General features: G+C 55.6%; 22 protein-coding genes. 10 read left to right on the forward strand and 12 right to left on the reverse strand.

Going from position 1 to position 22,304, the window contains the following annotated elements:
• Positions 1-59 precede the first annotated feature (59 nt).
• A complete protein-coding gene (msrA, locus tag ACR0AY_RS18785; protein ID WP_170399396.1) occupies positions 60-731 on the forward strand; it encodes a peptide-methionine (S)-S-oxide reductase MsrA in 672 nt (223 codons plus the stop codon).
• Here the strand turns inward: msrA and ACR0AY_RS18790 are convergent.
• A complete protein-coding gene (locus ACR0AY_RS18790) occupies positions 728-1,600 on the reverse strand; it encodes a ribokinase (RefSeq protein ID WP_170515491.1) in 873 nt (290 codons plus the stop codon). The genes msrA and ACR0AY_RS18790 overlap by 4 nt on opposite strands.
• Positions 1,601-1,603: 3 nt before the next feature.
• Positions 1,604-3,859 carry an NADP-dependent malic enzyme gene (locus tag ACR0AY_RS18795; protein ID WP_170466734.1) on the reverse strand — a complete coding sequence of 752 codons (2,256 nt, stop codon included), beginning with the start codon at positions 3,857-3,859 and terminating at the stop codon, positions 1,604-1,606.
• A gap of 161 nt (positions 3,860-4,020) precedes the next feature.
• Between ACR0AY_RS18795 and mutS the strand changes: the two genes are divergently transcribed.
• Entirely contained in the window at positions 4,021-6,633 is a 2,613-nt protein-coding gene (mutS, locus tag ACR0AY_RS18800) for a DNA mismatch repair protein MutS (RefSeq protein ID WP_170515570.1), read from the forward strand.
• Positions 6,634-6,664: 31 nt separating this feature from the next.
• Here mutS and ACR0AY_RS18805 read toward each other — a convergent pair whose 3' ends face one another.
• Positions 6,665-7,228 carry a nucleotide exchange factor GrpE gene (locus tag ACR0AY_RS18805; RefSeq protein ID WP_170399405.1) on the reverse strand — a complete coding sequence of 188 codons (564 nt, stop codon included), beginning with the start codon at positions 7,226-7,228 and terminating at the stop codon, positions 6,665-6,667.
• A gap of 10 nt (positions 7,229-7,238) precedes the next feature.
• The gene (gene hrcA / locus ACR0AY_RS18810) at positions 7,239-8,303 is read right to left on the reverse strand and encodes a heat-inducible transcriptional repressor HrcA (protein WP_170515497.1); all 1,065 of its coding nucleotides are present in this window, start codon (positions 8,301-8,303) and stop codon (positions 7,239-7,241) included.
• 112 nt (positions 8,304-8,415) lie between these two features.
• On the opposite strand from hrcA, the gene rph reads away from it, so the two are divergent.
• From rph to ACR0AY_RS18830, 4 genes are read left to right on the forward strand one after another with little or no spacing between them, the layout of a single operon-like run.
• On the forward strand, positions 8,416-9,129 hold the full coding sequence (gene rph / locus ACR0AY_RS18815) for a ribonuclease PH (protein ID WP_170399411.1): 714 nt from the start codon (positions 8,416-8,418) through the stop codon (positions 9,127-9,129).
• The gene (rdgB, locus tag ACR0AY_RS18820; protein ID WP_170515499.1) at positions 9,126-9,740 is read left to right on the forward strand and encodes an RdgB/HAM1 family non-canonical purine NTP pyrophosphatase; all 615 of its coding nucleotides are present in this window, start codon (positions 9,126-9,128) and stop codon (positions 9,738-9,740) included. The genes rph and rdgB overlap by 4 nt, the downstream gene beginning before the upstream one ends.
• Positions 9,730-10,884, forward strand: coding sequence for a radical SAM family heme chaperone HemW (gene hemW, locus ACR0AY_RS18825; RefSeq protein WP_170515501.1), 1,155 nt, complete (start codon positions 9,730-9,732; stop codon positions 10,882-10,884). The genes rdgB and hemW overlap by 11 nt, the downstream gene beginning before the upstream one ends.
• Positions 10,885-10,887: 3 nt before the next feature.
• Entirely contained in the window at positions 10,888-11,241 is a 354-nt protein-coding gene (locus tag ACR0AY_RS18830; RefSeq protein ID WP_170408799.1) for a YbaN family protein, read from the forward strand.
• Here ACR0AY_RS18830 and ACR0AY_RS18835 read toward each other — a convergent pair.
• The 7 genes from ACR0AY_RS18835 to hemJ form a co-directional block, all read right to left on the reverse strand.
• Positions 11,231-12,124 carry a ParB/RepB/Spo0J family partition protein gene (locus tag ACR0AY_RS18835; protein ID WP_170515504.1) on the reverse strand — a complete coding sequence of 298 codons (894 nt, stop codon included), beginning with the start codon at positions 12,122-12,124 and terminating at the stop codon, positions 11,231-11,233. The two genes, ACR0AY_RS18830 and ACR0AY_RS18835, sit on opposite strands and share 11 nt — an antisense overlap.
• Before the next feature lie 20 nt (positions 12,125-12,144).
• The gene (locus tag ACR0AY_RS18840; protein WP_170408801.1) at positions 12,145-12,948 is read right to left on the reverse strand and encodes an AAA family ATPase; all 804 of its coding nucleotides are present in this window, start codon (positions 12,946-12,948) and stop codon (positions 12,145-12,147) included.
• Complete coding sequence (gene rsmG, locus ACR0AY_RS18845; protein WP_170515507.1) at positions 12,941-13,564, reverse strand: 16S rRNA (guanine(527)-N(7))-methyltransferase RsmG; 624 nt, start codon at positions 13,562-13,564, stop codon at positions 12,941-12,943. Before rsmG ends, ACR0AY_RS18840 begins: the two co-directional genes overlap by 8 nt.
• The gene (mnmG, locus tag ACR0AY_RS18850; protein ID WP_170515510.1) at positions 13,561-15,429 is read right to left on the reverse strand and encodes a tRNA uridine-5-carboxymethylaminomethyl(34) synthesis enzyme MnmG; all 1,869 of its coding nucleotides are present in this window, start codon (positions 15,427-15,429) and stop codon (positions 13,561-13,563) included. The genes rsmG and mnmG overlap by 4 nt, the downstream gene beginning before the upstream one ends.
• A gap of 12 nt (positions 15,430-15,441) precedes the next feature.
• The gene (gene mnmE, locus ACR0AY_RS18855; protein WP_170515513.1) at positions 15,442-16,728 is read right to left on the reverse strand and encodes a tRNA uridine-5-carboxymethylaminomethyl(34) synthesis GTPase MnmE; all 1,287 of its coding nucleotides are present in this window, start codon (positions 16,726-16,728) and stop codon (positions 15,442-15,444) included.
• A 31-nt stretch (positions 16,729-16,759) separates the two neighbouring features.
• A complete protein-coding gene (gene rho / locus ACR0AY_RS18860; protein WP_170515517.1) occupies positions 16,760-18,031 on the reverse strand; it encodes a transcription termination factor Rho in 1,272 nt (423 codons plus the stop codon).
• A gap of 126 nt (positions 18,032-18,157) precedes the next feature.
• Entirely contained in the window at positions 18,158-18,607 is a 450-nt protein-coding gene (hemJ, locus tag ACR0AY_RS18865; protein WP_170515519.1) for a protoporphyrinogen oxidase HemJ, read from the reverse strand.
• A gap of 403 nt (positions 18,608-19,010) precedes the next feature.
• On the opposite strand from hemJ, the gene ACR0AY_RS18870 reads away from it, so the two are divergent.
• The 4 genes from ACR0AY_RS18870 to dnaQ are packed head-to-tail and all read left to right on the forward strand — an operon-like array spanning position 19,011 to position 21,745.
• Entirely contained in the window at positions 19,011-19,610 is a 600-nt protein-coding gene (locus ACR0AY_RS18870; RefSeq protein ID WP_170515522.1) for a nucleoside triphosphate pyrophosphatase, read from the forward strand.
• The gene (locus tag ACR0AY_RS18875) at positions 19,607-20,440 is read left to right on the forward strand and encodes a shikimate dehydrogenase (RefSeq protein ID WP_170515525.1); all 834 of its coding nucleotides are present in this window, start codon (positions 19,607-19,609) and stop codon (positions 20,438-20,440) included. Before ACR0AY_RS18870 ends, ACR0AY_RS18875 begins: the two co-directional genes overlap by 4 nt.
• Complete coding sequence (gene coaE / locus ACR0AY_RS18880) at positions 20,437-21,030, forward strand: dephospho-CoA kinase (protein ID WP_170515527.1); 594 nt, start codon at positions 20,437-20,439, stop codon at positions 21,028-21,030. Before ACR0AY_RS18875 ends, coaE begins: the two co-directional genes overlap by 4 nt.
• Positions 21,023-21,745, forward strand: coding sequence for a DNA polymerase III subunit epsilon (gene dnaQ, locus ACR0AY_RS18885; protein ID WP_170515530.1), 723 nt, complete (start codon positions 21,023-21,025; stop codon positions 21,743-21,745). Before coaE ends, dnaQ begins: the two co-directional genes overlap by 8 nt.
• Before the next feature lie 25 nt (positions 21,746-21,770).
• Here the strand turns inward: dnaQ and secB are convergent, their stop codons facing one another.
• A complete protein-coding gene (gene secB / locus ACR0AY_RS18890) occupies positions 21,771-22,274 on the reverse strand; it encodes a protein-export chaperone SecB (protein WP_170399455.1) in 504 nt (167 codons plus the stop codon).
• Between the last annotated feature and the right edge of the window lie 30 nt (positions 22,275-22,304).

The following is a 22,304-nucleotide window of genomic DNA, read 5'->3' on the forward strand; positions in this document are numbered from 1 at the left end:
GTCAGCGCATTGCAAGCGCAAAAATCTGCGGGCAGCTTGGTTTCGGAAGGAGACCTGCCATGACCCGGATCACTTACCTTGATTGCCTGAAACCTTCACTTCTGTTCGTGCTAATCTTGTTGGCAGCAATGCTGCGCGCCTTACCTGCTCCGGCCGCTGGCACTGAAACGCTAACAGTCGCCGGTGGCTGTTTCTGGTGCGTGGAATCCGATTTCGAGTCCGTGCCCGGCGTGATCGGCGCGGTCTCGGGCTATACCGGTGGCAAGACGGATAGTCCCACCTATGATCAGGTCTCGAAAGGCGGAACAGGGCATTACGAGGCGGTCCAGATCACCTTCGATCCCGCCCGCGTTTCCCGTGCAACCTTGCTGAACATGTTCTTCCGCTCAGTCGATCCCACGGATGCGGGTGGCCAGTTCTGCGATCGCGGCGACAGCTATCGCACAGCAATTTTCGTCTCTAACAAGGGGGAAAAGGCGCAGGCACAGCAAGCCAAGACCAGCGCACAAAACGCGCTGGGGCAGACTGTGGTCACGCCGATCCTGCAAGCCGGAACGTTTTATCCAGCCGAGGCGTATCACCAGGATTATTACAAGGGTAGCAAGCTGGTACTGACCCGCTTTGGCCCCAAGCGCCAAAAGAACGCCTATAAGGCCTACCGCGAAGCCTGCGGTCGCGATGCGCGGGTCAAACAATTGTGGGGCAACGAAGCGCCCTTTGCAGGGTCCTAGTCAAACTGCGCTTCGCGCACCTCTTTCAGATCAGGAATGACATCTGCAGTGCCGTGCCGCGTGACCATCAGGGCTGCGGCGCGGTTTGCTTGGGCAATCGCCTGCGCCATCGGCATACCCCGGTCCATTCCAGCCAACACATAGCCGGTGAATGTGTCACCTGCCCCGGTGGTATCCACAGCGTTGACCTTATGGGCCTGAAACGCTTGGGGTTGATGATCTTGCTGATAATAGCGCGCACCTTTTGAGCCAAAGGTGACGATCACATGTTCGACCGGCAGGTCTGAAGGGGCGAGACCCGTTGCATCCTGCAATTGCTCGGCCTCGACTTCGTTGAGGATCAGAAAATCCAGATACGGTAAAACCGCTTGCACTGCGTCTGCCTGAAATGGGGCGGCGGCGTAGCAGACAGTCAGCCCCATTTCGCAACCTAGTTTAGCGGCCTCAATCTGCGCATTGGTTTCGTTCTGCATCACCAGCAGATCACCTGAAACCGCCGAGGACAACGCCTGCCCAAGTTTGTGGTTCGAGATGGCATGGTTGGCGCCTTGATACAGAACGATCAGGTTTTCACCCTGAGCATCTACTGCGATGATGGCGTGACCGGTCGGCACATCCACCTCGGCAATATGCCGCGTGTCAACGCCATACTCGGTCAACCGATCCCGCGCCCAAAGGCCATCCGAGCCCACCGCGCCGATATGGGATACCCGCGATCCGGCTCGTGCAGACGCCACAGACATGTTGGCGCCCTTGCCACCAAGAAACCTCTGTAGCCCACTGGCCGCCAGTGTCTCACCCGCTTCGGGCAAATGCGGCAGGGCATAGACCATATCCGCGTTGATTGAGCCAAGGTTCCAGATTGTCATGATTTACCCGATATCGCAGGAGGCCAGGATGGCCATGTTCAGAATGTCATTTGCGGTCGAGACCGTCGAACAGATCTGGATCGGCTTGTCGACGCCGGACAGGATCGGGCCGATCACGGTGGCGCCGCCCATTTCCTGCATCAGTTTGGTCGAAATCGAGGCCGAGTGTCGTGCAGGAACAATCAGGATATTGGCTGGTCCGGTCAGTCGTTGGAACGGATAGGCTTCCTGCTGATCCACATTCAGGGCCACATCAACCGTCATCTCGCCTTCGTACTCGAAATCGACGCCGCGCTCATCCAGCACCGCCGGGGCACGGTGCATCTTCTCAGCACGTTCAGACACCGGGTAACCGAAGGTCGAGAAACTGACAAACGCCGCCCGAGGCTCTAGCCCCATGTGGCGCGCCACGGCTGCGGCGCGTTCAGCGATATTGGCCAAATCGTTCTCATCAGGCCATTCATGCACCAAAGTGTCTCCAATCAGAACAATCCGTCCCTTGTGCAGCAACGCGGTAACCCCAGCCGCGCCATGGGCGGCATCGGCGTCAAACACATGGTTGATACGGTCCAGCACGTGCGCCGACTTGCGTGTGGCCCCGGTCACCAGACCATCCGCATGACCATGCGCAAGCATCAGAGACGAAAACACATGTCGGTCCCGTGCAGCGAGGCGGTGAATATCTTTGTGATCAAAGCCCTTACGCTGCAGGCGCTGATACAGAAAATCCTTATAGGCCTCGAGATGCGCGGTATTGGCGGCGTTCACCACATCAATTTCACGCACCGCGTCCCCAAGACCTGCGGATTCGAGCTTTTCCTTCACGTCGTCTGGCCGGCCCACGACCAGCGCCTTGCCGAAGCCAGAACGCTGATACATGACCGCAGCACGCAAGACGCGCGGATCGTCGCCCTCGGCAAAGATCATCCGGCTTTGCGCCTGACGCGCCCGCGCGTTCAAGCCGCGCAAGATGCTTGCGGTCGGGTCCATGCGGGATTTCAGGCTCAGCTCATAAGCGTCCATATCGATGATCGGACGTCGCGCCGCGCCGGTATCCATACCAGCCTTGGCAACCGCAGGCGGGATACGGTGGATCAGGCGCGGATCAAAAGGCGTTGGAATGATGTAGTCGCGCCCAAAAGTCAGCGACTTGCCATAGGCCATGGCAACCTCATCCGGAACATCTTCACGTGCCAATCGCGCCAGAGCATGAGCGCAGGCGATTTTCATCTCGTCATTGATCGCACGGGCATGAATATCCAGCGCACCGCGGAACAGGTAAGGAAAACCCAGAACGTTATTCACCTGATTCGGATAATCGCTACGGCCCGTCGCGACGATCGCATCAACGCGCACCTCGTGCGCCTCTTCCGGGGTGATTTCCGGGTCAGGGTTCGCCATGGCGAAAATCACCGGATTGTCAGCCATGCTGGCGACCATGTCTTGTGTCACCGCCCCTTTGACCGATACGCCCAGAAATACATCCGCATCCTTCATGGCCTCTTCCAAAGTGCGAAGATCAGTCGTGATGGCATGGGCCGACTTCCACTGGTTCATACCCTCGGTCCGGCCCTGATAAATCACGCCTTTGGTGTCGCAGACGATGCAATTCTCATGCCGTGCACCCATGGCCTTGAGCAGTTCGATACATGCAATTCCTGCAGCGCCTGCCCCGTTCAGGACGATTTTCACATCTTCGATCTTTTTGCCCGAGATATGCAACGCGTTAAGCAGGCCCGCCGCACAAATCACTGCTGTGCCATGCTGGTCATCGTGGAAGACCGGGATATCCATCTCTTCCTTCAGGCGTTGTTCGATGATGAAACATTCAGGTGCTTTGATATCTTCCAGATTGATACCGCCAAAGGTCGGACCCATCAGGCGCACAGCGCGACAGAACTCGTCAGGGTCTTCGGTATCCAGCTCGATATCGATCGAGTTCACATCAGCGAACCGCTTGAACAGGACCGATTTGCCTTCCATCACCGGTTTTGAGCCCAGCGCACCCAGATTTCCAAGGCCCAGAACGGCGGTACCGTTCGAGATCACGGCAACCAGATTGCCCTTGTTGGTATAATCATATGCGGTCTCTGGTGCTTCAGCGATGGCTTCACAGGGAACCGCAACGCCAGGGCTGTAAGCTAGCGAAAGATCGCGCTGCGTGGTCATGGGTACGGTGGCCTGCACCTCCCACTTGCCGGGGGTCGGGTCTAGGTGAAAGGCCAGCGCCTCTTCTTTGGTGATCTTCGCTTTGGGCATCTTACAGGTCGTTTCCATGACTTTGGGGCTTTTGCCTCATAACGCAGGCGGGGCCGCGCCTCAACGAGAATGAGTTTTCACCTTTTACTGAAGATGCGGGATTTGTAAGGTCGCGCCCGGAACACGCCAGAAGGGGGCCGAATTTGTCCACAGTCACGCCGATGATGGCGCAGTACCTTGAGATCAAAGAGGCTCATGTAGATGCCCTGCTGTTTTATCGCATGGGTGACTTCTACGAGATGTTCTTCGAGGATGCGGTGAACGCGGCTGAGGCGCTGGATATCGCGCTGACCAAGCGCGGCAAACACAATGGCGACGATATCCCGATGTGCGGCGTGCCGGTGCATTCTGCCGAGGGCTACTTGCTGACCCTGATCCGAAAAGGGTTCCGCGTCGCGGTCTGCGAGCAGATGGAAAGCCCGGCGGAAGCCAAGAAAAGAGGCTCTAAATCGGTGGTAAAGCGCGGTGTTGTGCGTCTGGTGACGCCCGGCACACTGACCGAAGATGCCCTGCTAGAGGCGCGGCGGCACAACTTTCTGGCCGCCTATGCCGAGGTTCGGGACGAAGCCGCACTGGCCTGGGCCGATATCTCAACCGGTGCGTTTCACGTGATGCCGCTGACGTCAATCCGGTTGAGCCCTGAACTCGCTCGGCTGGCCCCATCTGAGCTGATCGTGGCCGATGGGTCCGAGGAAAAGCTGCATGAAACCGTCATGGACCTTGGCATATCGCTCACCCCTGTTGGACGCGCCAGTTTTGACAGCGCTGCAGCCGAGAAACGCATCTGCGGGTTGTTTCACGTCGGCGCTCTGGATGCATTCGGGAACTTCGGGCGTGCCGAGGTTTCGGCCATGGGCGCGCTGATCGATTATCTGGAGATCACGCAAAAGGGCAAACTGCCACTACTGCAAACTCCCCTGAAGGAATCCGAGGATCGCGTGGTTCAGATCGACGCCGCAACGCGACGCAATCTGGAACTGACCCGGTCGCTGTCTGGTGGGCGCGCCGGGTCGCTGCTGTCCGTGGTCGACAGAACAGTAACGCCAGGTGGCGCAAGACTTCTGGAACAGCGACTGTCCAGCCCCTCGCGTAATCTGGATGTGATCCACGCCCGACTCGACGCGGTATCTTTAGCGGTCGAAGATAGCCTGATCGCCTCGGATCTGCGCGAAGCTTTGCGCAAAACACCTGATCTGGATCGTGCCCTGTCCCGGCTTTCGCTGGACCGGGGCGGCCCGCGTGATCTGGCCGCTATCCGCAATGGATTGGAACAAGCCGCAACAATTGCCGAAACCTGTGCCTCACAGGATCTGCCTGTTCTGCTGGCCACTGCCGTCCAGAACCTTGTCGGATTTGACGATCTGTTGGCTTTGCTGGACGAAGCATTGGTTGCTGATCCACCCTTGCTGGCCCGCGATGGCGGCTTTATCGCCCCCGGGTTTGGTGCCGAATTGGATGAAGCGCGTACCTTGCGTGACGAAGGCCGTTCGGTCATCGCAGGTTTCCAACAGAAATACGCCGAGCATACCGGCATCACGTCACTGAAGATCAAACACAACAATGTGCTTGGCTACTTCATCGAGACCACGGCAACCCATGCCGAGAAAATGTTGAACCCGCCATTTAGCGAGACTTATATCCACCGCCAAACCACCGCCAATCAGGTGCGCTTCACCACGGTGGAGCTGTCCGAGATCGAAACAAGGATTCTGAATGCCGGAAATCTCGCGTTAGAGATCGAAAAACGGCTCTATCAAAGGCTTTCTGGGGCTGTTCTGGATCTTGCCGCCCGATTGAATCAGGCCGCGCGCGGACTGGCTGAGTTGGATTTGACCACTGCACTCGCCGATCTGGCTCGCGGCGAAAGCTGGTGCCGTCCAAAGGTCGACGGGTCACGCGCATTCGACATCAAAGGAGGCCGTCACCCGGTGGTCGAGCATGCCCTGAGGCAGCAAAGCGGCGATGCTTTCATCGCCAACGACTGCGATCTGAGCGCCGATGCAGGCGCTGCAATTTGGTTGCTCACCGGCCCAAACATGGCCGGTAAATCAACCTTCCTGCGCCAGAATGCGCTGATCGCCCTACTGGCGCAGATGGGCAGCTATGTTCCGGCGGAACGGGCGCAAATCGGATTAGTCAGTCAATTGTTCAGCCGCGTCGGAGCGTCAGACGATCTGGCGCGCGGCCGCTCGACCTTTATGGTCGAAATGGTCGAAACCGCAGCCATCCTGAATCAGGCCGACGACCGCGCGCTCGTAATCCTTGATGAGATCGGCCGAGGCACCGCGACCTACGACGGCCTTTCCATTGCCTGGGCCACACTGGAACACCTACACGCGGCAAACCAATGCCGCGCATTGTTCGCCACCCACTACCACGAATTAACTGCACTCGCTGGAAGTCTGAACGGTGTAGAAAACGCGACCGTTGCAGTCAAAGAATGGCAGGGTGAAGTCATCTTTCTGCATGAGGTACATAAAGGCGCTGCCGATCGGTCTTACGGCGTCCAGGTTGCACAATTGGCTGGCTTGCCCGCCTCGGTCGTGGACCGCGCCCGTATCGTGTTGGATCAATTAGAAAAAACCGAACGTGAAGGCGGTAAGCAGAAAGCACTGATCGACGATCTGCCCCTGTTTTCAGCTGCGCCGCCGCCTCCCCCTGCGCCAAAAACCTCGCCCGTTGCTGATATGCTGGAAACCATCCTTCCAGATGAACTCAGCCCCCGCGAAGCCTTGGACTTGATCTACAAACTGAAAGAGGCGGCCAGATCCTGACCGCCTCGAACCCGGTTGACCCAGGAACTGTTCAGCTTGCGGGCGTTGACGACACCCCAACCTGCGCCGGTCGCAACAACCTGTCGTGCAGCATGAAGCCTTCTGCCGACACCTGAATGATGTCGCCGGCCTTGGTTCCGGGCACAGGGGCCTCGAACATCGCCTCATGCACATTCGGGTCGAACCTGTCCCCGACCTGAGGCGTAATCACCTCAATCCCATGCTTCTGGAACACATCCTTCAGCGCGCGCATGGTCAACTCGACACCTTCCAGCAAGCCGGCGGCAACCTCTTTCTGCTCATCCGTCGCGGCCTCAAGCGCGCGTTTCATATTGTCGTAAACCGGAAGCATGTCGCGGGCCAGTTTTGACCCGCCATACTGTTCCGCATCCCGACGCGCCTTGTCGCCACGCTTGCGCGCATTTTCGGCATCGGCCAGCGCACGCATGAACTTGTCTTTGTAATCATCGCGCTCAGCACGCAGTTGATCGACCTCAAGCGCCTCATCGCTGATCTCAGCAAAATCTTCGGCAAACTCTTCCGCCTCGGCGGACATGATGTCGTCCAGAAAATCTTCGTTCTTGGGCTCTGCCATCTCTTACCCTCTAGCTCCGGTCGGAAATCAGCTTGCCGACCAGTTGCGCCGTATAATCCACAATTGGTACGATTCGCCCGTAATTCAGACGTGTGGGTCCAATGACCCCAACCGCACCGATTATCTTACGATCAGCGTTCATATATGGAGACACCACCAAAGAGGAACCCGAAAGTGAGAAAAGTTTGTTCTCAGAGCCAATAAAAATGCGCACACCTTCGCCTTCTTCGGTCAATTCAAGGAATTCGGCGATATCGCGTTTGCGTTCAAGGTCGTCAAACAGGGTGCGGATTCGATCAAGCTCTTCTGCCTGACCCGGCTCATTTAACAGATTCGCACGCCCGCGCACGATCAGCCGGGCCGAGTCGCCGCCGTCCCCGTCCCAAGCGGCAATGCCGCTCTCGACCATCTCACGCGCCAGAACATCGATTTCCTGTTTCCGCGCGTCGATCTGTGACAGCATCTGCCGCCGCACTTCGCCAAGCGTTCGACCTTCGATGAGTGCATTCAGAAAATTGGCTGCCTCGCGCATCGAACTGGGTGTTTGGCCAGGCGGAGGTGTAAACAGCCGGTTTTCCACCTGCCCGTCCGAAAACACTAAAACCACCAAGGCCCGGTCATGACCAAGCGAGACGAACTCGATATGCTTGATCTCGGCCTCATGCTTTGGCGTCAGAACCAGCGAAGCCCCTTGTGTCACGTGTGACAAAGCCGAGCCCACGCGATCGAGCATACCCCCTACATCGCCCGCGTTAGAGCCTAGTGTTTCGTCCAGCTTCTGCCGATCATCCGCACCCAAATCGCCCATTTCCAGCAATCCGTCCACGAACATGCGCAGCCCCTGCTGTGTTGGAATTCGACCAGCGCTGACATGCGGACTGTCGAGCAAACCCAGAAATTCAAGATCCTGCATCACATTGCGTACGGTCGCAGCACTGACTTTCTCGGACAATGTGCGCGTCAGAGTCCGGCTGCCCACGGGTTCACCGCTTTCCAGATAGCTTTCGACAATCAACCGGAACACCTCACGCGACCGGTCATTCATCTCGTCCAGAATTTTGCTTGCTTCGCTCATCGGCGGCCCTCTGCTGGATCGTCATTAAATCGCAGGCAAATGAAAGGTCAATCGGGCTTGCATCGTAACGCCGCAGGACGGTATCCCCAACCCAGCAGATAAAGGATTTCTCATGCGACCCTCAGGACGTGATCTAAACGAAATGCGCGCCGTTTCAATTGAAACGGGGTTCACCAAACATGCCGAAGGCTCTTGCCTGATCAAGATGGGCGACACCCATGTGCTATGCACCGCCACAATCGAGGATCGCGTGCCACCGTTCATCAAAGGCTCGGGCCTGGGCTGGGTCACCGCTGAATATGGCATGCTGCCCCGTGCGACCAATACGCGGATGCGGCGCGAGGCTGCCAGCGGCAAGCAAGGCGGACGCACCGTGGAAATCCAGCGCCTTATCGGCCGCGCCTTGCGCGCCGGTGTGGACCGGGTTGCCTTGGGAGAACGGCAGATCACTGTTGACTGCGATGTCATTCAAGCCGACGGCGGCACCCGCTGTGCCTCGATCACTGGCGGTTGGGTGGCGCTGCGTCTGGCCGTGAACAAGCTGATGAAAACAGGCGATGTGATCTCTGACCCTTTATTAGACCCTGTTGCCGCCGTTTCATGCGGAATTTATGCCGGTCAGCCCGTGCTAGATCTGGACTATCCCGAAGATAGCGAAGCTGGCGTTGACGGCAATTTCATCATGACCGGCTCGGGCAAGCTGATCGAAGTGCAGATGAGCGCCGAAGGATCCGTTTTCAGCCGCGCGCAAATGGATCAACTGATGGATCTGGCCGAGAAAGGCGTGGGTGAACTTGCTGCTGCCCAGAAAGCTGCAACCGCATGACTCGCAGGTTCGAAGGTGATCGACTGCTGGTCGCCACCCACAACAAAGGCAAGCTCGAGGAGATGGCGCATCTGCTTGAGCCCTTTGGCGTAACGGTTGTCGGCGCGGGCGAAATGAACCTGCCAGAGCCGGAAGAGACCGAGGACACTTTCGTCGGTAACGCCCGGATCAAAGCCCACGCAGCTGCAAAGGCGACCGGCCTACCTGCCTTGTCGGACGATTCCGGGATCACCATCGATGCATTGGATGGAGCACCCGGTGTTTACACCGCCGATTGGGCCGAAACCGGCAGTGGCCGCGATTTCCTGATGGCGATGACTCGCGCCCATAATGAGCTAGAGGCGAAAGACGCCCCCCACCCGCGTATGGCCCAGTTTCGCTGCACACTGGTTCTGGCCTGGCCCGACGGGCATGACGAAGTGTTCGAGGGCATCGCGCCCGGTCACCTGACTTGGCCGATCCGTGGCAAGGACGGGTTCGGCTATGACCCGATGTTTGTCCCTGAGGGGCACGACATTACCTTTGCCGAAATGGATCGCTGGGAAAAGAACAAGATCAGCCATCGCGGGCGCGCGGTGGAGATGTTCGTGAAAGGCTGCTTTGGCGGATGATTGGCGAAACGGGGGCTTTGGCCTTTATGTGCATTGGCCCTTTTGCGAGGCCAAGTGCCCCTATTGCGATTTCAACAGCCACGTTTCCAAGAATATTAATCAAAAACAATGGCTTGAGTGTTATCTCAGTGAACTGAGCCGCTCGGCCATCGAAACTCCTGACCGGGTTTTGAACACAATCTTCTTTGGCGGCGGAACTCCATCACTGATGGCCCCCGAGACCGTCGCCACCATCATCGACAAGGCCCGCGCCCTTTGGCGATCGGCCAACGATATGGAAATCACGCTTGAGGCCAATCCAGGTTCGGTCGAGGCCGGGCGGTTCGCGGCCTATCATGATGCGGGCGTGAACCGCATCTCGATGGGTGTTCAGGCCTTGAACGACGATGACCTGCGTCGTCTGGGGCGCATTCACACGGTTGCCGAGGCTCGCGCTGCCTTCGATATCGCGCGCTCTTGCTTTGACCGTGTGAGCTTTGATCTGATCTATGCCCGCCAGCATCAAACTCTGGACGCCTGGCGTGCTGAGCTGACCGAAGCCCTATCGATGGCAGTTGATCACCTGTCGCTATACCAACTGACCATTGAGGAAGGCACAGCGTTTGGTGATCGCTATGCCCTGGGCAAGCTGCGCGGTCTGCCGGAGGATGACAACGCTGCGGATATGTATCTGGCGACGCAGGAAATCTGCGAAGCGCATGGGCTGCCTGCCTATGAGATCTCAAACCACGCCCGGCCCGGAGCGGAATCACGGCATAACCTCATCTATTGGCGCTATGGTGACTACATCGGTATTGGACCCGGCGCACACGGTCGGATCACCCTGGATCGCCGGAAATTCGCGACGGAAACTCATCTTTCACCAAACAAATGGCTGAAGGCTGCCTCCAACGGGCACGGCGAAAGCAATCGGTTCGAGCTTAGCCAACGTGAACAAGCTTCAGAATACCTTATGATGTGTCTGCGTTTGGTCGAGGGCCTTAATATAGACAGATATACTCGGCTTGCAGGTGAAGAACTTTCGCATGACAAACTTGATTCACTGATCGATCTGGGCATGCTAACCCTTGATCGCAATCAATTGCGCGCCACTTCAAACGGGCGCGCCGTGCTCAATGCGGTAATCCGAGAGCTGTTGGAGTAACAGATGCAATTTCTCTGGGCCGGATTGGGGTTGTTATGCGTTGCGCTTGCCATGATCGGAGTCGCTCTGCCGCTGCTGCCGACGGTGCCATTTCTTCTGTTGGCCGCGTTCTTTTTTGCCCGCTCATCGTCACGGCTACATAACTGGTTGCTGAGCCATCGAACCTTTGGCCCTATGATCGTCGATTGGCAAAGCTCTGGCGCGATCAGACCCGGTGCAAAAAAGGCGGCCACCCTTTCGGTTGCCGCCGTATTTGGTTTATCGGTTCTACTGTCGGTTCCTTCTCACGTCCTGATCATTCAGGCCATTGTGCTCAGCGCTGTGATGCTCTTTATCTGGACCCGACCTAACGGCTGAGCTTCGCGCACAGATCATCCAACTGATCCAGGTTCTCATAAGCCAACACAACCTGCCCGGATTCAGATCCGGCCTTATGGTTGATCGTCACCTTCATCGCCAGAATCGCAGACAAATCCTTTTCAAGTGCTCGGGTGTCTGCGTCCTTCCCAGCATTCAGATTTCTGGATTTCGGAGCCGGCTTATCCGTCCCGCCTTGCTGCTTTTTCACTAATGCCTCGGTCGCACGCACCGAAAGGCCCTCACGAACCACCTGTTTCGCCAGCTCCGATGGGTTTCCTGCCGTGATTAACGCCCTTGCATGACCGGCGGATAGTTTTCCTTCTATTACAAGGGATTGCACGTCCAATGGCAGTGACAAAAGACGCAGCAGATTAGCGATATGGCTTCTGCTTTTACCAAGCGCTTCGGCCAGCTTTTCTTGCGTGTGACCAAAGCGATCCATCAATTGCTTAAAGCCTGCCGCCTCTTCCACCGCGTTCAGATCTGCGCGCTGAATGTTCTCGATAATCGCGACCTCAAGCACTTCGGTGTCATCAAATTCGCGAACAATAACTGGGATATCATGCAGTTGCGCCATCTGCGCAGCACGCCAGCGCCGTTCACCCGCAACGATTTCGTATTGGCCGCCATCGATGCTGCGGACAATCAGCGGCTGGATAATACCCTTTTCCTTGACCGAGGCCGCAAGCTCATCCAATTGCTCTTGCGCGAAACGGCGGCGCGGCTGATCTGGGTTCGCCTGCAGTTTTTCGATCGGTACCGTGAGATCCGGACGGCGGGGTTCAGATACAATCCGACCGTCAGCTTCTGGTGCGACATCAGCCATCAACGCAGATAGCCCGCGACCTAATCCTCGGGGTTTTCCTTTCCTGGCATTCATGTTGCCCTCCTCACGGCCACTTAAATGGCTACCTTGTTGTTCTTGTGCATAACCTCTCGGGCGAGATACCGGTACGCCATCGCCCCGAGCGAACCCGAATCATATTGCAGCACAGGAAGCGCGTAAGATGGTGCCTCGCTGACCCGCACATTTCTGGGTATCTTGGTTTTAAATACCATCTCACCCAGATTGTCACGCGCATCCTTTTCGACCTGACGGGACAAGTTGTTGCGGTTGTCATACATCGTTAACACAACACCTTCGATTCTGAGGTCAGGATTAGCGGTCTGACGAACCTCGCGAATGGTCAACATCAATTGTGACAGCCCTTCCAGCGCAAAGAACTCACTTTGCAATGGAACAAGGACGGAATGCGCTGCTACCATTGCGTTTACGGTGAGCAGGTTCAAGGACGGCGGACAATCAATCAGCACAAAGTCCAGATCGAAGGCATCAATTGCAGTCTGTCGAAGCGCGTCATGCAGCAAATAACTGCGCTTTTCATTCGAGATCAGCTCAATATCTGCCGAGCTGAGATCTACGGTCGCCGGAACCACAAAAAGATTACCGATCTCGGTCTCCTGCACCACAGCTTCCAATGGTGCATCGTCAAGAAGAAGATCATATGTCGTCCAGTCGCGATCTTCGACCCCTAGGCCCGTAGAGGCATTTCCCTGAGGATCGAGATCGACCACAAGAACCTTGCATCCGGCCTCGGCCAATCCGGCTGCCAGATTGATCGCTGTAGTGGTTTTCCCGACCCCGCCCTTTTGATTGGCAACCGCGATAATCCGAGGCCCAGCAGGACGAGACAGATCAACCACGTGCAACTCCTTTGATTTTCAGGATAACGGCTTGGGGTTCTGTTGAACTCTTAATGGGTTCAGCCTCGAATTTCCATTCTTTGCGCGCATCTTCCAGCTCTTTTTTCCAGGTTGCGCCTTTTGGCAACAACGCTGTACCGTTTTTACTTAAATGCCTGTCACAAAATGACATTAGAGTGGTCAGATCAGCCAGAGCCCGAGCTGAAAGCACGTCCGCATGCAAGGGATCAATGGCTTCAATTCGACGAGAGATCACGGAACAATTGGCGCCACTCTCTCTGGTCACACTTCGAAGAAATGCGGATTTACGTTGGTCGCTTTCGACTAATGTGAAACGCGTTTCAGGCGCAAATTCAATTGCCATGATTGCGCAGACCATGCCAGGAAAGCCGCCTCCGCTGCCTAAATCCACCCAATGATCTACGCGATCTGCGTTCTGAAAAACTTGAATGGAATCTTTGATATGGCGAATCCAAATCTCTTCAAGACTATTTCTTGAAACCAGATTGATTTTTGGGTTCCATTTTTCAAGCAGAGATACATAGATCACCAGGCGTTCGAATGTTTCACGTGAAACATCCAGAGCCTCCGCAGAAACGGCGTTCTGATAACTCATGCTTTTCTGGCTTTCACATCGCGCCTGAGCTTCGCCAGGACGAGGGTTAAAGCCGCAGGCGTGACACCTTCAACCCGACTCGCCTGCGCAATATTCGCAGGCTTCGCCTGCGATAGCTTTTGCTTCATTTCATTCGACAGACCATCAAGCGCAAAATAATTGAAATCCCGAGGAATTTCATGCGCCTCATCGCGCTTCATTGCTTCGACATCCCGTTGTTGGCGCGCAATATAGTTTGCATACAACGCATCGCGCTCGACCTGACGGCGAATTTCATCGTCTGTATTCTGTAGATCGGGTTCGAGTAAAACCATGTCTTCAAACGATACTTCTGGAAAAGCAAGAACCGCCATTCCATCGCGCCGGTTTCCGTCCTGATTTATGCTGATACCAGCTTCGCGAATTTGCTTTGGCGTATATGTGGTCTCTGTCAGTTTGTTCTTTGCCTTTACAAGTTTTTCTGATTTCTCAGCAAAAACCTTGCGGCGGAGTTCACCCACACAGCCCAACTGCTCACCAATCGGGGTCAGTCTTTGATCTGCGTTGTCAGCGCGAAGTGATAGGCGAAACTCTGCACGGGATGTGAACATCCGATAAGGCTCGGCAACGCCTCGTGTTGTCAAATCGTCAATCATTACGCCAATATAGCTGTCTGAGCGTGTAAAATGTATTGGCGCACGCCCCTGTGTTTCCAGAGCTGCATTCAAACCTGCAACGAGGCCTTGCGCGGCCGCTTCCTCATATCCTGTGGTCCCATTGATCTGCCCTGCAAGATATAGACCAGGAACATCGGGCACAGACAAAGACGCAGATAGAACGCGCGGGTCAACGTAGTCGTATTCAATCGCGTATCCGGGTTGTAAGATTACCGCGTTTTCCAATCCTATGATGGATTGGACATATTCGACTTGTACATCTTCGGGCAAAGACGTTGAAATCCCGTTTGGGTACACCGTATGATCCCGCACGCCTTCCGGTTCCAGAAATATCTGGTGTGACTCCTTTTCCGCAAATCGGACGATTTTGTCTTCGATTGAAGGGCAATATCTGGGACCAACACCATCAATATGACCTCCATACATTGCTGATCGCGATAGATTTTTCTCGATTATTCCGTGCGTCTGAGCATTGGTATGAGTTATTCCACAGGCGATTTGCGGCGCCGTCACCGCTTGGGACATGAATGAAAACAGTGTTGGCTCTGCATCGCCATCCTGTCGTTCAAGTATATCCCAATTTATGGTTCGTCCGTCCAACCTCGGTGGCGTACCTGTTTTCAGCCGTGCCGTCGGTAATTCAAAAGCGTCAAGGCGCTCAGCCAACCTAACCGATGGACGATCCCCCATGCGCCCACCTGGCCTTGTAACGTCTCCTATGTGAATTACACCGCGCAGAAATGTACCCGACGTCAGAACAACTGTCTGAGCTGGGACCTCGGAACCGTCGGCTAGTTTGACACCGATTACGCAGTCACCATCCATTAGGAAATCGACCACTTCCCCAGTGATCACCGACAAATTGTCTTGTTTTTTCGTTTCTTCCTTCATCGCGGTCCGATAAAGCGCACGGTCCGCTTGCGCCCTTGGGCCTTGAACAGCTGGTCCTTTACGTCGGTTTAATAGACGAAACTGAATGCCGGCACGATCCGCCACACGACCCATGACCCCGTCCATTGCATCGATTTCACGGACCAGATGACCTTTCCCTAGCCCTCCGATCGCAGGATTGCAGGACATGACACCGATGTCCTGTTCGGACAAAGTAACCAGCGCCGTGTTCGCACCCATCCGTGCTGCCGCATGGGCAGCTTCGGTACCGGCATGTCCAGCGCCAATGACTACAACATCAAATCTCGAATGTTTCACGTGAAACACTCCCTATTTTCCCAGACAGAAACTTGCGAAGATTTCATCCAAAAGGGTTTCGACATCAATCCTGCCAACCAAAGATTCAAGCGACCGAATTGCCGTTCTCAACTCTTCAGCAGCTATATCATACATGTCCGGACCTGATTCCAGAACATCTCGCGCAGCCGCAAGTGCGTCCGATGCTTTAGTCATCGCAATACGGTGACGTTCCCGCGTTGCAATACCATGGCTAGCTGTTCGAACAGTCAGTACACGCGATATGTTGTCTATCAACTGGTCAATCCCGTGCCCGGTTTTCCCCGATATACCACCGGAAAAGGGCTCACGCAGGTCAGATTTTGGCAGAACATGAATGTCATCTGCCTGCATCGGTACACCTAGCTGATCAGGCTCATCCGACAGAAATACTCGTAGATCGGCCGCCTCTGCCCGTTTGCGCGCCAGTTCAATTCCCAGGTTTTCAACGTGATCATCGGTTTGCCTCAAACCGGCCGTGTCCAGCAGCGTGACAGGCAATCCGTCCAAGTCCATACGAACTTCAATCACATCACGGGTTGTCCCGGCATATTCCGAGGTAATAGCGGCTTCCCGACCTGCCAACGCGTTCAGCAAGGTCGATTTCCCTGCGTTCGGAAGGCCAACAATGGCGACCTCAAAGCCGGTGCGAATGCGTTCTGCGATCCGAACGCCTTTCGCTTCTTGCCTCAGGTCCTCCATAACACCAGAGATTAACGTTCGAACCTCAGGGGTTACGTCGATCGGCACCTCTTCATCAGCAAAATCAATCACGGCTTCCAACAGGGAAGCCGCGCGGATCAGATCATGCCGCCAACTTTCTGCCAATGTGCCCAAAGCACCAGCCAAAATCGTCTGCGCTTGTTTCCGTTGTGCTTCGGTTTCTGCATCAATCAGATCAGCAAGTCCTTCGACCTGCGCCAGATCCATCTTGCCGTTTTCCAGTGCACGACGCGTGAACTCACCAGGTTCGGCCAGCCGAAGATCGTCCATATCCGAAAGAGATGTCAGCACAGCGTTGACTGACGCCATACTTCCGTGAATCTGAAGCTCGGCCACGTCTTCGCCGGTAAAGCTGGACGGGGCCTGAAACGTCAGAACCAAGCCCTCATCCAACCGCGATCCATCCGACGCGCTGAGTGTTCGTACTCTCATTCCACGCCTTGGCAGGCCCCCGCCAGACAACTCATTGGCGGAGGCATATGCCTGCGGACCAGAAAGCCTGATCACAGCCACGCCTGCTTTGCCCTGGGCGCTGGCCAGGGCGAATATCGTATCCATTGATAGCCCCCGCGTCAGTGCCAGAACCTTGTCAGGTGTTCATTGAATCGAAGAACTCGCCGTTCGTCTTGGTTTGTTTCAACTTCGACAACAGGAACTCGATTGCATCTGTTGTGCCCATCGGATTGAGGATGCGGCGCAGAACGAATGTCTTGGCCAAATCGCCCTTGTCGACCAGCAGATCCTCTTTCCGGGTGCCGGATTTGAGGATGTCGATTGCCGGGAACACGCGTTTGTCTGCAATCTTACGATCCAGAACGATTTCCGAGTTACCAGTGCCCTTGAATTCTTCGAAGATCACTTCGTCCATGCGGCTGCCGGTATCGATCAGGGCGGTGGCGATGATGGTCAGCGAACCACCTTCTTCGATGTTCCGCGCAGCACCAAAGAAGCGCTTGGGCCGTTGCAGGGCATTTGCATCTACACCACCGGTCAGAACTTTACCCGAAGATGGCACCACAGTGTTGAATGCCCTACCAAGTCTTGTTATCGAATCGAGTAGAATAACAACATCTCGTTTATGTTCGACCAGGCGCTTAGCCTTTTCGATGACCATTTCCGACACGGCCACGTGGCGAGTCGCGGGTTCATCAAAGGTCGAAGACACAACTTCACCCTTCACCGAGCGTTGCATGTCAGTCACCTCTTCCGGGCGTTCGTCGATCAGCAGGACGATCAGATAACACTCCGGGTGGTTCTGTTCGATGGAATGCGCGATGTTCTGCAGGATCACCGTCTTACCAGTCCGCGGCGGTGCCACGATCAGCGATCGCTGACCTTTACCAATCGGCGAAACCAAATCGATCACGCGAGCAGACTTGTCCTTGATGCTCGGATCTTCGATTTCCATCTTTAGACGCTCATCCGGATACAGAGGCGTCAGGTTGTCGAACAGAATCTTGTGTTTGGCCTTGTCCGGATTTTCAAAGTTGATCTTGGTGACGTTGGTCAGCGCAAAGTAACGCTCGTTTTCATCGGGCGCTTTGATCTCACCTTCAACCGTATCTCCGGTGCGCAGCGAATGCTTGCGGATCATGTCAGGCGAAACATAGATGTCATCCGGTCCGGGAAGATAGTTCGCCTCGGGCGAGCGCAGGAAACCGAAGCCGTCTTGCAGAACCTCTAACACGCCGTCGCCGCCGATGGTCCAGCCCTCATCCGCACGTTCGCGCAGAATCTGAAACATCATCTCGCCCTTGCGCATGGTTGAGGCGTTTTCGACCTCAAGCTCCTCGGCCATGGCCAGAAGGTCTTTGGGGCTTTTGGCCTTCAGATCGGCCAGATTCAGGGATTCAGTTGTCATGATGATACGAACCTCGGCCGCTTGGATCGCGGCACCAGAGTGGAATTTCAGAACGGAAGATACCTCGCCCGGACGGGCGCGTTACGCGTTAGATAAGCGCTTACCTAAGAAGAGTCAAACAGGCCCTCAGAACTTCACAACGACCGCTAGAACGATAACAACCATTAAAACGGTCGGAACCTCATTCATCATGCGGTACTGCCGCCCAGTCAGCTTATTTCGCCCCTCAGCAAAGTCCTTGCGCCGAGCCATAAGCCAATGGTGAAACCATGTCATGCCGATCACTGCTGCGCCTTTGACCCAGGGCCAGTTCCAGTCCCACCCGACAATACCAGGTGTGAAAACCATGATCAGCCCGCAAATCCAGGCCACGACCATTGCGGGGCGCATGATCACACGCAGCAGCTTTTCTTCCATTTCAAAGAAAATCTGTTGCGCACCCTCTACGGCTTGCGCCTTTTCAACGTGATACACGAACAATCTGGGCAGATAGAATAAACCAGCCATCCATGAAATCACGGCCATGATGTGCAGCGATTTCACCCAAGGGTATATTGCGAAAAGAATATCGGTCATTGGGTATTCCGGGCTTACCTGAACCCCTCCTAATAAAAAAAATAAGAAAGAAAAAGGATGATGGTTTTGTAGGGAGGTCAAATTCGGTGGATTACTTTTTTGTCCTGCCTTTTTCCCCAGGTGGAAAAAGTGAAGCACATCGGCGCAGAATCTGTTGATCAAGAAAAAAATTGATTAATAACAATAAATTATGAGATAAAAGTTCGGGCTGAATTGTGGATAACCATTGGAACAATCCGGGACGGGATGCTTATCCGAGTATTCCAACTTATCCTTGTCCCGTCTGGACAGGATCCGGGCGACTCGGGGAAGTCTTGCGCCAAATTCCCGGGGTTGCGTGTCAACCGGAAAGCCATACAAACCATTCGAGACTACTCATTGATTTGCACACGGGGTTTTCCACATGACTGTCCCCATAGTCCTTGCCTCAGGGTCCGTGATCCGCGCGCAGTTGCTCAGAAACGCAGGCGTCCCGTTTTCGGTTCAGATCGCGCGGGTGGATGAAGACACAGCCAAACGCGCCCTGATTGCTGAGGGAGCTTCGCCCCGTGATGTTGCCGATGCGCTTGCCGAAATGAAAGCACGTAAGATCAGTGACAAAGTGCGCGGCGCTATGGTTCTGGGTTGCGATCAGGTTCTGGATTTCGAAGGTCAGATGCTGTCGAAGCCGGAAACGCCGGAAGAAGCACTGGCGCAGCTTAAAGCAATGCGCGGCAAGCGACATATGTTGCTGTCGGCGGCGGTGATCTATCAGGATGGTGAGCCCATCTGGCGGCATGTAGGTCAGGTGCGTTTGCGTTTGCGGGCCAGCTCGGATGCTTATTTACGTGATTACGTGGCGCGGAACTGGGACAGTATTCGGCACGCAGTGGGGGCTTATAAACTGGAAGAAGAAGGCGTGCGCCTGTTTGCCACCATTGACGGCGACTACTTTAACGTCTTGGGTATGCCCCTGTTAGAGCTGCTCAATTTTCTGGCCGTGAAGGGAGTGATCGATCAATGACGGAGCATCGCGTTCCTCTGGCCGGCGTGATTGGGCAACCCATTGCACATTCCCGCTCGCCAAAACTGCACGGGCATTGGCTGAAAACCTATGGATTGGTGGGGCACTACATCCCAATGGATGTCGCCCCGGCTGATCTGGAAACCGTTCTGCGGACACTACCCAAGGCTGGGTTTGTTGGGGCCAACGTGACCGTACCGCATAAAGAGGCTGCTTTGCGGTTGGCGGATCATGTCTCGGACCGTGCCTCAGTCATCGGGGCGGCAAATACGCTTGTATTCCGCGAGGATGGTTCAATTCACGCGGATAATACGGATGGCTACGGGTTCATGGCCAATCTTCGCAGCGGTGCGCCCGATTGGAACCCGCAGGATGGGCCTGCGGTTGTATTTGGTGCGGGCGGTGCTGCGCGGGCGGTGCTTCAAGCGCTGGCAGAAGCCGGAGTGCCTGAAATCCTGTTGACCAACCGCACCCGCACCCGTGCGGATCATTTGAAGGAAGAGTTCGGCCAACGGATTACGGTCGTTGACTGGGTGCAGGCGGGAAATGTGATCGAAGACGCAGAACTAGTCGTGAACACCACGTCTTTGGGTATGCAAGGGCAGCCAGAGTTACGCGTTCCACTGGATGGATTGCAACCCGGCGCTGTTGTCACCGATCTGGTATACGCGCCGCTTCAAACGCATCTGTTAAAACAGGCGGAAGAGGTTGGATGTACAACGGTCGACGGGCTGGGAATGTTGCTGCATCAAGCTGTTCCCGGGTTTGAACGCTGGTTCGGTGTTCGCCCCGAAGTGGATGCGGAAACCCGCGCGGCGGCCTTGGCATGAGTTTTGCGCTGGGGCTCACCGGATCAATCGGTATGGGCAAGAGTACGACCGCTCAGATGTTTGCAGATGAAGGCTGTGCGCTTTGGGATGCGGATGCTGCGGTGCATCGGCTCTATGCAAAGGGCGGTGCGGCGGTTGAGCCCATGCGGATTACGTTTCCTACCGCCATTGCCGAGGATGCGGTCAGCCGGGATGCGTTGAAGCAAATCATTGCGAATGATCCTAACGCGCTAAAAACAATTGAAAAAATCGTACACCCTCTGGTAGCGGCGGATCGCGCCTCATTTCGATCTTCGTCGTCCGCCGATATCTTGGTATTCGACATTCCGCTGTTGTTTGAAACCGGTGGTGATGCGGCGATGGATGCTGTTGCTTGTGTTTCAATCTCTGCTGAAGAACAAAAAAGACGGGTCATGGCGCGCGGCACGATGAATGAGGCGCAGTTTGAGCAGATTCGCTCCAAGCAAATGCCAAACGAAGAGAAATGCGCGCGATCGGATTTCGTGATTGTCACGGATACTCTGGACCATGCTCGCGCGCAGGTGCAGGATATCGTCAGGCAGATACGGGCAGGGTTGGCAGATGCGTGAGATTGTACTCGATACCGAGACCACAGGGTTTGATCCCGAAAGCGGCGACCGGATCGTCGAGATCGGCGCGGTTGAGCTGTGGAACCACGTAGCCACAGGAGAAACTTATCACGTCTACATCAACCCCGAGCGTTCTATGCCGGAAGAGGCATTTGGTGTGCATGGCATCGGCCCCGACCTGCTGGAAAACCCGCGCCCGCCGGAAAAAGGCGAAGTCACGCTGAAGGACAAACCTGTCTTTGCCAAGGTTGGGCAAGGGTTTCGCGAATTCGTGGGTGACGCCAAGCTGGTGATCCACAACGCTTCGTTCGACATGAAGTTTCTGAACGCCGAACTGGGCTGGATGGGGGTGTCGCTGATCCCGATGGATCAGGCAATCGACACGCTGGCCATTGCGCGTAAGCGGTTTCCGGGATCACCCGCTTCGTTGGATGCGTTGTGCCGCCGGTTTGGCATCGATAACTCAAACAGGGTGCTGCACGGCGCGCTGCTTGACTCGGAAATTCTGGCCGAAGTGTATCTGGAGCTGATCGGAGGCCGTCAGCCCGACTTTGGATTGTCAACGTCGGCAAGTGCAGCGTCTGGCGTTGGTGAGGAATGGCGCCCGACAGCGCGACCCGATGCCCTGCCATCCCGGATCACCGAGGATGAGCGCGCAGCGCATCAGAAATTTGTCGAGAAGCTGGGCGAGAACGCCCTGTGGGCCCGCGCCTGACTCGAACCAGACGCGGACCAAAACCTTAGGCGTCAGTTTTCTGCTCTTGAGCGGCGGCCTGACGGCGCGCCAGTTCGTTGCGATAAAGTGCCACGAAATCAATGTTATCCAGGTTGACCGGCGGGTAGCCACCGTCGCGGGTGATGTCGCTGACGATGCGGCGCAGGAACGGGAACAGCATGCGCGGGCATTCGATCATCAGGAACGGATGCATTTGATCCTCGGGCACACCTTCCACGTGGAACAGGCCGCAATAGTCGATTTCGCACAGGAACAGGACGTCTTCCAGGCCCTTGGCCTTGGATGTCAGTTTTAGCTTGATCGAGACTTCATACTGGTGCTCGGTCGTGCGTTTCTTTGCGTCCAGATTGACCTGAACTGAAATCTCGGGCTGTACGTCGCCTGAGACGCCTTTTTGCGCCATGACGTTTTCAAAGGACATGTCGCGAATGAACTGTCCCAGAACGCGCATCTGGATCTGAGGGGCTGCCTGTGCGGCGGTGTTTTCTGCAGGGCTTTCGTCAGCCATGAAACTTCTCCGGAATTGAAATTCGGCACT

This window comes from Ruegeria sp. A5 (assembly GCF_056543005.1).